This is a genomic window from Pseudoalteromonas sp. SG44-1 (assembly GCF_014164315.1).
Lineage (GTDB): Bacteria > Pseudomonadota > Gammaproteobacteria > Enterobacterales > Alteromonadaceae > Pseudoalteromonas > Pseudoalteromonas rhizosphaerae.
In genome coordinates, this window is the sequence record NZ_JACJEW010000032.1 from 23,357 (window position 1) to 36,514 (window position 13,158).

The 13,158-nt window shown below is 41.7% G+C and carries 8 protein-coding genes; 1 reads left to right on the forward strand and 7 read right to left on the reverse strand.

Annotated elements, in window-relative coordinates; all coding sequences use genetic code 11:
- Positions 1-5: 5 nt before the first annotated feature.
- The 7 genes from H5187_RS14955 to H5187_RS14985 all read right to left on the reverse strand — a co-directional run bounded on the left by H5187_RS14955 (position 6) and on the right by H5187_RS14985 (position 11,405).
- Positions 6-1,097, reverse strand: a complete 1,092-nt coding sequence (locus tag H5187_RS14955) for a hypothetical protein (protein WP_182798002.1) — start codon at positions 1,095-1,097, stop codon at positions 6-8.
- Positions 1,098-1,159: 62 nt separating this feature from the next.
- Positions 1,160-4,228: a hypothetical protein gene (locus H5187_RS14960; protein WP_182760815.1), complete on the reverse strand. Its 3,069-nt coding sequence runs from the start codon at positions 4,226-4,228 to the stop codon at positions 1,160-1,162.
- A gap of 432 nt (positions 4,229-4,660) precedes the next feature.
- On the reverse strand, positions 4,661-5,836 hold the full coding sequence (gene prpF / locus H5187_RS14965) for a 2-methylaconitate cis-trans isomerase PrpF (RefSeq protein WP_182798003.1): 1,176 nt from the start codon (positions 5,834-5,836) through the stop codon (positions 4,661-4,663).
- A gap of 11 nt (positions 5,837-5,847) precedes the next feature.
- The gene (gene acnD, locus H5187_RS14970) at positions 5,848-8,454 is read right to left on the reverse strand and encodes a Fe/S-dependent 2-methylisocitrate dehydratase AcnD (protein ID WP_182718740.1); all 2,607 of its coding nucleotides are present in this window, start codon (positions 8,452-8,454) and stop codon (positions 5,848-5,850) included.
- Between the two features lie 146 nt (positions 8,455-8,600).
- On the reverse strand, positions 8,601-9,725 hold the full coding sequence (prpC, locus tag H5187_RS14975; RefSeq protein ID WP_145233600.1) for a 2-methylcitrate synthase: 1,125 nt from the start codon (positions 9,723-9,725) through the stop codon (positions 8,601-8,603).
- 25 nt (positions 9,726-9,750) lie between these two features.
- Entirely contained in the window at positions 9,751-10,629 is an 879-nt protein-coding gene (gene prpB / locus H5187_RS14980) for a methylisocitrate lyase (RefSeq protein ID WP_145233598.1), read from the reverse strand.
- A 71-nt stretch (positions 10,630-10,700) separates the two neighbouring features.
- On the reverse strand, positions 10,701-11,405 hold the full coding sequence (locus H5187_RS14985) for a GntR family transcriptional regulator (RefSeq protein WP_145233596.1): 705 nt from the start codon (positions 11,403-11,405) through the stop codon (positions 10,701-10,703).
- 265 nt (positions 11,406-11,670) lie between these two features.
- On the opposite strand from H5187_RS14985, the gene rsmF reads away from it, so the two are divergent.
- Complete coding sequence (rsmF, locus tag H5187_RS14990; RefSeq protein WP_182718766.1) at positions 11,671-13,107, forward strand: 16S rRNA (cytosine(1407)-C(5))-methyltransferase RsmF; 1,437 nt, start codon at positions 11,671-11,673, stop codon at positions 13,105-13,107.
- Positions 13,108-13,158: the final 51 nt, after the last annotated feature.

Sequence of the window (13,158 nt, forward strand, 5' to 3'; positions counted from 1 at the left end):
AGTCCTTAAAACGCTAACTTCAGGTACCAATTTACATTGGCATAATACGCTTTATCAATATCGAGATTATCAGTCTGTATATTGAAACCAAAATAATCGTTCTCAATACCAAGCAAAAATGCTTCACTTTTTATTTCATAACCACCAATTACTGCCCAATGATTCCAAAAGTGCATGCGTGCTTTTAATTGAGAAAACGTATCTTGATCAAATTGTTTAACCATCAGCTCACTAGAAAACAAATCGTTAATGCGATAATCTGCATAAACTTTGATACGCACCGGCATATCAAATTTATGCGTGACTTCGTTGCCATACTCAGACGTTGCTAAGCGTACTGTTGGCTCAGTGACAATATCCCCATCATCGTTTTCAGTAAACGGGACCTCTGTTGTATAACCATTTGCAAAACCGCTTTTTTCATACTCAGTTTCATACAGTAAGTCTTGTGCAAGTAGCCCAACGCTTAAATCATGGTTTATTTTCCAATTAACCGCTAAATCAACGCTGTACCCTAAGCCGGATGGGTTCTCATCTGGAGTAAATCGCTTAAATAAAATATCTTTCGAAAAATAAGAGTCGACTGTTAATGCGCCTTGGATCTCATCACTATAGACTGTGCCTTCGACTTTCAGATCTTGAAAATGCGTACTAGCAAAAACCGTTAATTTAGGCGTTATTGTTAATGCGTCAGAGTCTAAAAATTTGAAATCATATGAAACAAACAACCCATTGGTGGTTGATTGCTTACCGTCTAGGTAATAAACATAATTTCTATCTTCAAAAGGCAGGTCATTTTTTTCAGTATGCAAATAACGCGCGGTATCCGCATCAAAGCTTAAAACATAATCAAAGCGGCTTTGATAACCGACTTTAAAATTTCCATAGCCAACACCAAACTCAAAAACATTATAAGTAAAGGCGCTATCACCGGATGTTAATGGAGCATCAAAATCATCTATAAATGCTTTAACTGGTTGGGTCTCTGTGTACACTTCTGAATCGAATGTGGTAAAGACTTGAAACTGCTCTGCAGCGTAACTAATAGGGGTAATTAAAAAAGCGGAAAATCCTAACGTGAGAATTTTTTTTTTCATACTTATTTCACTTGTTATTATTTTAGCTAAGAGGGAGAGTACTCTCCCTCTTAAAGTTACTTTTACTTAGACGAATCTAAGAAAGTAATATCTGTGTAATCGATGACTTCGCCATCATAATATTTAACAGATATACCATTTGTTATTTCTGTAACCTGTCCGAATTCCGTAATCATATTATTGAAATTAGCATTAACAGACCCAGAGAAATCTTCACCATCTCGAGCGCCAATGAACAACTCGTAACCAAACCCATTATGTAATTGAATTTCTAATCCGTAAAGGTCTTCTTGATAGTTACCATCAATAGAAATAGTTGCGGTAAAGTTAAGGCCTGAAGTTAATCCTGAAGCCGTAATTGCAGCTATACTAGAAGAGTCGGTTCCTGCTAATGAAAGTGTCCCCACAAAACCAGAATCACCATCAATTATTTCGACTCTGCTCCAACCATTTACAGCCAATACAGTTCCATCAATCGCCGTATCTGAGTTAACTTCTTCCTCAAAGTCAATTGCTAAACATGAGTCAGATTGCTCTGTTGAGATTACGCCATAGTAAGCATCAACACAATCTTCTAAAGCATCACTCATGTTAGCTAGTGTTTCGATTTTAATAACCGCACCATCTTCGCTTTTTATCATACCACCAAAAGCAAAAATAAGTGCTTTGTTGTTGATGGAGCCATTCACAGTAACCTTTTCGCCTGTTACTGTATTCATAAGATCCAGCTCTAAATCATCTTTATCAAAACTATAAGTCCAAGCTGGATAGCGAGTTGAAACCACATCAACTCCTTCATCGCCATAATCCCATGCTTCAGTCAATACGTCGTAGATTACTTCTGAAATATCAAATAAAGCTTGGCCACCAGTTTTAGTTATAAGCGTAGCACTACGCGCTTGTTCTGTTCCTGCTTTTACCTTAACTAACAGCTCAAACTTAGCAATTGTGGATTTAGCATTTGTTTCAAGAGTTGTAGCTGTTGTAAGAGCAGTAGCGGCTTTATCTGCAAGTTCAGTTGCAAACGCAGTACTTAATTTTGCAGCTGCTGATAATTCAGCGGCCATTGTTTTATCAATTTCTTCGGAAGCAATCGCCGCTAACGATGCAGCAGCAGTTTCAGCTTGGTCAGCAGCACTGGCAAGTTCATTTGCTTTAGTACTAAGAGCCATAGCCTGGATAATTGCAGATTGTGCCGATGCAAGAGCAGCTACAGCATTTTCTTTTGTATCAAGCATTGCTGCATCAACAGCCATCATAGCCGTCGATAAATCGGCTTGAGCAACCATTGCAGCTGAATCAGCTGAACCTAGTGAGGCATTGGCAACACTAGCATTATTTTTGGCAACATCTAGTGCTAATTCAAATGCTGCTACAGCCTCATTAGAACGTGCTTCTTCTTCTGCAATACCTTTAATTAACGTAACAACGGCAGAAAGTTGTGCTGTTATGGCATTGACTAACACATCTGATTTATCTGTTAGTTGCTGATATTCATCCCCTAAACCTGCGGCAGTGCTGGCAATTGAAGTGGCTGAATTAAGCGCAGCAGAAAGCTCTACTTGCAACTGGCTATACGCTACTTTATTACCCGATAAAGTGAATACTGCTGAACTATAAGCGAGTACTTTATCCGTTGTATCTAAACCTGCATCCCCCAATTCTTTAACTGTATTGAGTTCAGTCACGCCCTTAGAAACGGAAGTTGTAGCAGTTGCTAATGCGCTAGTGATAGTTGTTATTTGTGATTCTAATTCTGCAGCTACTTTAGCTACAAAGTCATCACCAGCATCACAGTTATCTTCACAGCCAATCTTCTCTAATGCTTTTTTTACTTCTTTTGCGGTTTCATTTAAATCTTTATCTAAGCCTTTTTCTTTTGCTTTTGCTTGCACATCTTCAACAGCTTTAGTGGCTTTATCTTTGAGTTTTGCAATCTCATCAGGATCGGTAATACCTAAGTTTTCAGCAACTTTAGTAAATGCTTCATCAATGCCTTCACCTGTTACTACTGCGGCAAAAATAAGGCTAGTATTCTCAACGGCTTTTTGTAGTTCAGCTGCAATCTTTTGGACAATTTCATTGTCACTGTTGCTTACTTTGCCTTCTTTAACCGCGGCAGACAAACTTGCAATCAGGTCTTTTAATGAGCCATTGGCACCCGCCCCAGCAACAGACTGCAATGAAACGGCAGTTTGAACTAATGCCAAAGTACCTGCATCCAGTGAATCACCTTCGCCAATATCACTGAAGTCAACCGCACCACCAAGAGAAATATCACCAAGTAAAGAAGCTGCTTTAATTGCGGTATCAGGGCCTAATATTTGAATTAATGTTTTTAAACTTGCCGCTGCAACTGCTTCATCGGAGACTGTTGAACCATCTTTAGCGCCATCTAACAATATTTTTGCTGCAATACTTGTATAAAGAGTCACATTAGCAAAGTACTGCTGTGCACCACTCCCATCACCTTCCGCAAAATTAATACCACGAGCACTTGCAGGCGCTACTGGCGCTTTAATAAACTTAACAACCTGTAGTTCAAGATCGTCTTTGTACCATTCGCCAAAATCAATCGCAGTATCACCATTATTTATCATCCCAGCGTCTTCAGATGCTGCTGGGGCTTCATCATAGCTGCCACAACCAGTAAATGAATCACATTTAACCATACTGTCATCATCTTCTTTCGACGTACTCACCGTAATATAAAGTGCTCCCGTAAAGCCGTCTTCAAGGTAAATATTATAGGCACCCGTGATTGATGTCATTGTCTCAGTTGGATTAGCTGCCGCAACCATTGCCTGTGCTTTGGCATCAGCATCAGCTTGAGAAGTCGTCGATTCTGCAGTATAGCTTGCATCAGACGCAGCCTCTAAACGATACGCAACGGGAACAGGTTCACCCGAGTCATCGACTGTAGATACTGTCACTACAGCATTTTTTAACGAACCTTTTACCGCTTTCCCAGATACTTGGGTATTAAAATTAGTGCTGACTTCGCCTTTATATACTGTAACTGGGTCAGGCTTGTTATAGTTATTATCATTATCTGAACCACAACCAGTTAGGCCGAGAGTCAATGCAACCGAGGCTGCAATTGGGGTAAATTTAATTATTCTTTTCGCCATGAAAATCTCCTTGAGTGCTTGTTAGCAAATAGCATTACTGAAATCGTAGCCTATATTAATATCAACAGTCATTTAAGTTAAAATTATGTATCAAACCGTATCAAGTTAACGCAATAAGCTACTTTGTTATTACATGTTATCAACTTACCACCAATATATGACAATTTATGGAAAAATGTAATTTTAATTACACCTGTAAATAATCAACTGACAGGCTCAAAGAATTTATATATCCAGTAAGAAAATAAAAAATAAAAACATTTAAAAACAAGTCTTTAATTATTTTTCATTTGTTTTTTAATTGATTGGGGAACAGATAAGAGATGAAATGTTAACCTAAAGATGTAAAATCACGCAAATCCATTTACATTCATTCACATAAATAAGAGAGGAAAAGTAACTTAGCAGTCACTTTTCGTTTTATTACATTAATTAATTCGCCTCAGGTACTCGGACAACGCCTTCCATTAGCACACGAGCACTGCGACTCATACTGGCCTTGGTAACCTGCCACTTACCGTTTTGAAGTATCGCTTGCGCGCCTACAGTTAATGTACCTGACGGATGGCCAAAATTAACTTCGCTCAACTGACCGCCACCAGCTGCAAGATTAACGAGCGATCCTGCTATCGCAGCTGCGGTGCCGATTGCAACAGCGGCAGTACCCATCATGGCATGATGAAGTTTCCCCATCGACATGGCACGTACCAGTAGGTTGATATTATCACTGTGAATTTCTTTACCGCTTGAAGCTAGGTATGTCATTGGTTTATTAATAAATGCCACTTTTGGTGTATGTTGACGCGCTGCCGCCTCACTAATATGAGCGATCAAGCCCATTTTAACTGCCCCATGCGCTCTAATAGACTCAAGCTTAGCTAATGCTTGTTCGTCATTATTTATATCATCTTGAAGTTCAGTGCCGGTATAGCCGATATCTGCTGCATTAACAAAAATAGTAGGGATACCCGCGTTGATCATAGTGGCTCTAAGTACACCAAACTCAGGGACTGCTAGTTCATCGACCACATTGCCTGTTGGAAATAGCGCTCCATCGCCATCCGCTGGCTCAATGAACTCTAATTTCACCTCAGCGGCGGGAAATGTCACCCCGTCGAGTTCAAAGTCACCCGTTTCTTGTACTTCACCGTTGGTCATTGGCACATGCACTAAAATGCTTTTTTTAATATTAGCTTGCCAAACTCGCACTATAGCCACACCGTTTTCTGGAATACGGCTAGCATCAACAAGACCATTACTAATTGCAAATGCGCCAACTGCAGAAGTTAAATTGCCGCAGTTTCCGCTCCAATCAATAAACGCTTTATCAATAGCAACTTGGCCAAATAAGTAATCAACATCGTGATCAGCTTGCTCACTTTTACTTAAAATAACGGTTTTACTGGTACTAGAAGTAGCCCCCCCCATACCATCGGTTTGTTTGCCATATGGATCTGGGCTACCAATCACTCGCAGCAATAAATTATCTCGCACAGAACCTGCCACTTGTGCAGCCTCTGGTAAATCGCTGAGATTAAAGAATACCCCTTTACTAGTGCCACCGCGCATGTAGGTGGCAGGTACTTTAATTTGTGGTTTAAATGTCATAGCTGTTTTCCTTATACACTTTGCGTGGCTTCTAAAAAGTCTTGAGCAAAGCGTTGTAATACGCCACCTGCAGCATAAATGGATAGTTCTTCTTGAGTATCAATACGGCACTTTGTTGGCACATTTAATACTTCACCATCAGTGCGGGTAATCGTTAAATTAACGCTCGCACCTGGTGTTAATTCACCAGTTACATCGTAACTTTCACTACCATCTAGCTTAAGCGTTTTACGGGTGGTGCCCGCTTTAAATTCCAGCGGTAATACCCCCATACCAATTAAGTTAGTACGGTGTATACGCTCAAAACCTTCTGCAGCAATAACTTCAACGCCTGCTAAACGCACGCCTTTGGCTGCCCAATCACGAGAAGAACCTTGGCCATAGTCAGCTCCTGCAACAATAATTAATGGTTGTTTGCGCTGCATATAGGTTTCGATTGCTTCCCACATCCGAGTAACTGTGCCCTCAGGCTCAATACGGGCATATGAGCCTTGTTTCACTTCGCCATTTTCAATCACCATTTCATTAAGTAATTTAGGATTAGCAAAGGTTGCACGTTGTGCAGTTAAATGGTCGCCGCGGTGCGTTGCATACGAGTTAAAGTCTTCTTCTGGCACACCCATATGCGTTAAGTACTCACCTGCTGCACTACTGGCCATAATTGCATTTGACGGTGATAAATGATCAGTTGTGATGTTATCGCCAAGTACCGCTAATGCGCGCATACCTTTCATGGTACGCTCACCAGCGAGTGCGCCTTCCCAATATGGCGGGCGGCGAATATAAGTACTTTGTGGGCGCCAATCGTAAAGTGGGTCGTTATCTTCACCGTAATCAACGGTTAAATTAAACATCGGCTCGTAAACCTTCTTATACTGCTCAGGTTTTACGCTTTGTTTAATCACTGCATCAATCTCTTCATCTGATGGCCAAATATCTTTTAAGGTTACGTCATTGCCCTGCAGGTCTTGTCCGAGTACGTCTTTTTCAATATCAAAACGAATAGTTCCTGCAATGGCATAGGCAACTACTAATGGCGGAGACGCTAAAAATGCTTGCTTAGCGTATGGGTGAATACGGCCATCAAAATTACGATTACCAGAGAGCACTGCCGTGGCGTATAGGTCGCGATCAATCACTTCTTGTTGAATAACGGGATCAAGCGCGCCACTCATACCGTTGCAGGTAGTGCACGCAAAGCCAACAATACCAAAACCAAGTTGCTCTAATTCTGACAGTAATTTGGCATCTTCAAGATACGATTGCACTGTTTTTGAACCCGGTGCTAATGAGGTTTTAACCCATGGCTTGCGAGTTAAGCCCTTCGCATTTGCATTACGCGCAATAAGACCAGCTGCAATGACGTTACGTGGATTACTGGTATTCGTACAACTAGTGATAGCAGCAATAATACAGGCACCGTCCGGCATTAAACCATCTTCATTTTCAACAACCCCAGAGATCCCCTGCACTGCCAAATCACTGGTTGAAACACGGCGATGCGGATTTGACGGTCCAGCAATATTGCGGCCAACGCTTGATAGATCAAATTTTAATACCCGATCGTACTGCGCTGTTTTTAGGCTGTCGCTCCACAGACCGGTAGTTTTTGCGTAATTTTCAACTAAGGCAATTTGCTCTTCTTCACGTCCTGTTAGGCGTAAGTAATCAATGGTCATCTGGTCGATATAAAACATCGCTGCGGTGGCACCAAATTCTGGTGTCATATTTGAGATAGTAGCGCGATCGCCTAATGTCAATGCATCTGCGCCTTCACCATAAAACTCTAAATAGCTTGATACGACACGCTGGCCACGTAAAAACTCAGTGATCGCAAGCACGATATCCGTTGCTGTAATACCCGGTTGACGTTTGCCACTGAGTTCAACACCAATAATATCAGGCAAACGCATATAAGAGGCGCGGCCAAGCATCACGCTTTCGGCTTCAAGGCCGCCAACACCTACTGCAATGACACCTAACGCATCAACATGCGGTGTGTGGCTATCAGTACCGACTAAGGTATCAGGAAAAGCAATCCCATCGCGGCTTTGGATCACCGGCGACATTTTCTCAAGGTTGATTTGATGCATAATGCCGTTACCAGGTGGGATCACATCAATATTTTTAAACGCAGTTTTGGTCCAATTAATAAAGTGGAAACGGTCATCGTTGCGTCTATCTTCAATAGCGCGGTTTTTTTCAAATGCATCAGGATCAAACCCTGCGTATTCAACGGCTAATGAGTGATCAACAATCAGCTGTGTTGGTACTACTGGGTTAACTTTAGCTGGATCGCCGCCTTTGGCTGCAATGGCATCACGCAAGCCAGCTAAATCAACCAGCGCTGTTTGTCCCAAAATATCGTGACAGACTACGCGCGCGGGATACCAAGGGAAATCTAAATCTTGTTTGCGTTCGATAAGCTGCGACAGTGCTGCGGTTAGCATTTGCGGCTCACAGCGGCGTACTAAATTCTCTGCTAAAACACGTGATGTATAGGGTAAGGCTGCGTACGCACCAGCCTTAATTTCATCAATTGCAGCTTGGGTGTCAAAATAATCGACATTAGAGTTAGGTAAGGGTTTTCTGTATTTAGTATTGTTTATGATAGTCATTACAAGACTCGCTAATTTGATGACGGTGGTCGCACACGTATAGCGTGTTTAAGGGATGTATGAAAAAAGAGGCCTTAAAAACTATGCGCTAGTGGCAATGTGCAAAAAATAAAAGGTGAGCGTATTTTCGCCCACCTTTAATAGTCTTAACGTGATTCGATTGGCGTATAACTACGCGCTTCTGGCCCAGTGTAATCTGCACTTGGGCGAATAATACGGTTATTAGCGCGTTGCTCTTTTACGTGTGCGGTCCAGCCTGTTACACGGCTCATAACAAAAATAGGGGTGAATAACTTAGTTGGAATGCCCATAAAGTGATACGCCGATGCATGGAAAAAGTCTGCGTTACAAAATAACTTCTTCTCACGCCACATAATTTCTTCACAGCGCACTGATACTGGATAAAGTACCTCGTCGCCTAGCTCTGCAGCGAGTTTTTCAGACCACTTTTTAATGATCACATTACGTGGATCTGATTCGCGATAGATTGCGTGACCAAAGCCCATAATTTTATCTTTACGCTCCAGCATGCCCATGATTTCTTGCTCTGCATGGTCTGCATCTTTAAAGCCTTCAATCATATCCATTGCCGCTTCATTCGCGCCGCCATGTAATGGGCCACGTAACGTGCCAATGGCACCTGTTACACAAGAGTGAATGTCAGATAATGTCGATGCACAAACGCGACCAGTAAAGGTTGAAGCATTAAATTCATGCTCTGCATATAAAATCAGCGATACATTCATCACTTGAGCAAATAACTCTGATGGCGCTTTATCATGTAGTAGCGTTAAAAAATGCGCGCCAACTGAGTCATCATCAGTTTGTGTTTCAATACGCACACCGTCGTGAGTAAAACGATACCAGTAACAAATAATGCTTGGGAATACCGCAACCATACGGTCAATGGCATCATTAGCCTGACTAAAGTCATGCTCCATTTCAAGGTTACCTAGCATAGAGCAACCTGTACGCATGACATCCATTGGGTGCGCGTCTTTTGGAATGTTTTCAAGTACAGTTTTCAGTGCCGGTGGTAAACCACGTAAACTTTTTAGTTTAGCTTTGTATTCGCTAAGCTCTGCAGAGGTCGGTAATTCACCGCGCGAAAGTAGGAAAGATACTTCTTCAAACTGCGCTTTTTCAGCAAGCTCTGCAATGTCGTAACCACAATACGTTAAGCCTGAACCGGTTTGCCCTACTGTACAAAGTGCTGTTTGGCCTGCTACTTGTCCGCGAAGTCCTGCGCCGCCTAATGCTTTATCTACCATGATGTGTCTCCTGTTGAATTTATTATTATTTATCAGATTTTGCTGAAAAAAGGTTATCGAGTGTATTTTCATACGAGTGATAATCTAAAAAGTCATAAAGCTCAGCACGTGTTTGCATATTTTCAATTTGGCTCTGTTGAGAGCCTTCATTTAAAATTGCTGAATAGACGTTAAGTGCCGCTTTATTCATTGCTCTGAACGCGCTGAGTGGGTAAAGCACCATTTCTACGCCTACATCACTTAGTTGCTCTTTAGTATAAATTGGCGTTTGGCCAAACTCAGTAATGTTGGCCAAAATAGGCACATTAATCGCTTTGGTAAAGGCTTGATAGTCGGCAAGATCGTGTACGGCTTCTGCAAAAATCGCATCGGCGCCGGCTTCAACACAGGCTGCTGCACGTTCAATCGCGGCATTTAAGCCTTCTTTTTGAAACGCATCAGTACGCGCCATAATGTAAAAGTCACTGTCAGTTTTAGCATCAACAGCTGCTTTAATACGGTCAACCATCTCGCTTTGCGAGACAATTTCTTTATTCGGGCGATGGCCGCACCGCTTTTGCGCTACTTGGTCTTCAATATGAAACCCCGCCGCGCCGGCTTTGGTCATCTCTTTGACTGTGCGAGCAATATTAAATGCTCCACCCCAACCAGTATCGGCATCAACAAGTAATGGTAAATCGCTGGCACCTGTGATGCGGCGAATATCTTCCAAAACATTATCAAGACTGGTCATCCCCAAATCAGGCATACCAAATGAAGCATTCGCGACACCTGCACCTGAAAGGTAAATTGCTTGATGACCCATTTTTTCAGCCATCATCGCCGTGTAAGCGTTGATTGTGCCGACGACTTGTAATGGATGATTATTGGCAATCGCCTGTTTAAATTTTAATCCTGCTGACATTACATTCTCCTAACTTTGAACGGGGTTGCTTTATGACAACTTATATTTTTTAATGGTTTAATATGACGTTTTTACTGCTCCGCGCGCTCATTTTGCGCGGCATGTAAATTAAACTTCGTTTGTATATTGGCTTGCGATGCACTGATATGGCGCTTCATCAATAACTCAGCTAATTCTCCATCATGGTTTTCAATCGCATTAATAATGGCTAAGTGCTCATCAAACGCTTTTGATACTCGAGGCCCAACCATACCCATTTGCACACGATACATACGAATTAACTGATAAAGTCCGTTACTCAATAAGTGAATAAGGTGGTCGTTTTTACTGCCTTTAATAATGCGATAATGAAAATCCAGATCGCCGGCTTCTTGATAGTAAGATTCACCCTCTTTTACACGTTGTGTTTTCAGATGCTGATTAAGTAATTGCTTTAAACTTTGTACTTCATCGGGTGCCATATTGTCGGCAGCTAAACGACACGCTAAACCTTCAAGCGCACTGCGAACTTGATATACTTCTATTAAACGTTCAGCTGTAAGTGCCACAACACGACAACCCACATTCGCTTTACGCTCAACTAAATAACAACTTTCAAGGCGGTTAAGCGCTTCACGAAGCGTTGCACGGCTTACACCATAACGCTTTGCCAGTTCTGGCTCGGATATCTTGCTACCTTGAACAATACTGCCTTCGACAATTTCTCGACGCATATCCACAAATACCTGATCTGAGGCGGTAGTAATAGGTGTTTCACTAAAAGCATCTTGCGTCATTATTCACCTTTCCAAGATTGTCGACAATTTACGGATACACTATGGTCTTTAGCTGTAAATGTGTCAACCCTAAATCAGTAAAAACTGCGTTTTAAAACGGCTATTGTCGACATAAGTATAATAAATAATGTTTAAAAACACTTAAAACACACATTTATGCACCAAGTGTCGACAGGTTTGCATACTTTAAAAGATTATTTAAGGCACTGCTCTGAGCCACTAATAATGCTAGAATACAACTTTAAAATTCTCTGTGAGCACGACCTTGGACGCCAATACCTATATTCCCCAGCATTTTATAGATGACGTAAAGACCTATTTACCTGCACACCTAACATTGGATGACTTTCTCAATGCCTGTCGCAGACCGCTTCGTAAATCTGTACGTGTCAATACGCTTAAAATGTCGGTTGAGGATTTTCAGCAGTATGCCCTTGATAGAGGCTGGACATTAAGCCCAATCCCATGGTGTAGCGAAGGTTTTTGGTTAGAGCGCAGTGAACATGAAGAGCAAGCTCTGGCACTGGGTAACACGGATCTACATTTAAGTGGCGCTATGTATGTACAAGAAGCCAGTTCGATGCTGCCACCAATAGCACTCAAAGACGCATTAACTGATGCAACTCATGTGCTCGACATGGCATCCGCTCCTGGCTCTAAAACTTCACAATTAGCAGCATTAATGAATAATCACGGGGTATTGGTTGCCAATGAATTGTCGTCATCTCGTTTAAAAGTACTCAGCGCAACATTAAAGCGTATGGGAGTTGGCAATTGTGCATTGTCGCATTTTGATGGGGCTATTTTTGGCGATTATATGTATGAATGCTTTGACAGTATTTTACTCGATGCCCCATGCTCTGGCGAAGGTACGGTTCGAAAAGATGCTGATGCCTTAAAGAATTGGTCGATTGAGTCAAACATTGATATTGCCAAAGTGCAAAAAAACTTAATAAAAAGCGCTTTCTATGCATTAAAACCAGGCGGTACATTAGTCTATTCAACCTGTACTTTAACCCCGCTCGAAAATCAGCAAGTGTGCGAATATCTTCTCACTGAGTTTACAGAACATCTTGAAATACAACCATTAGATCATTTGTTTGCAGGTGCAGAGCGAGCCACAACCAGCGAAGGCTATTTGCATGTCTGGCCGCAAACATTCGACAGCGAAGGCTTTTTTATTGCTAAGTTTAAAAAGCTTGCTAGCTGCGATAATCCAAATCAAAAAGTAAAAAAAGGTGCATTCCCTTTTCAGCCGTTTGACAAAAAATCCAGCCAAGCATTTTACACTGAGCTAAAAAAACAATTTGACCTGACATCACTCAGCGGCTCACTAATGCAGCGCGATAAAGAACTGTGGCTATTCCCTGAGCAGTTTGCCGCCATTGAAAACAAAATAAAATACGCGCGACTTGGTATCCACCTGGGCATGATCCACAAAAATGGGGTGCGTCTTAACCACGAATTTGCCACCGTATTTGGTGGCCAATGTAAGGCTAATGTAATTGCGCTAAGTAACGAGCAGGCCAATGACTACTTTCAAGGTAAAGATATTCGTTTAAGCGAACCTAGCAACGCACTTGGCGAAGTGGTTTTAACCCTTTGTGGCTGTCCGATAGGGCTTGGAAAATGGCAAAAAAATAAAATTAAAAACTCCTTACCTCGAGATTTAGTACAAAACACTCAACTGATCAGCTGGTGATAATAATAAGGTGTGGATAAGTTGGCAACAATCAATGTATAAAATTTAAGC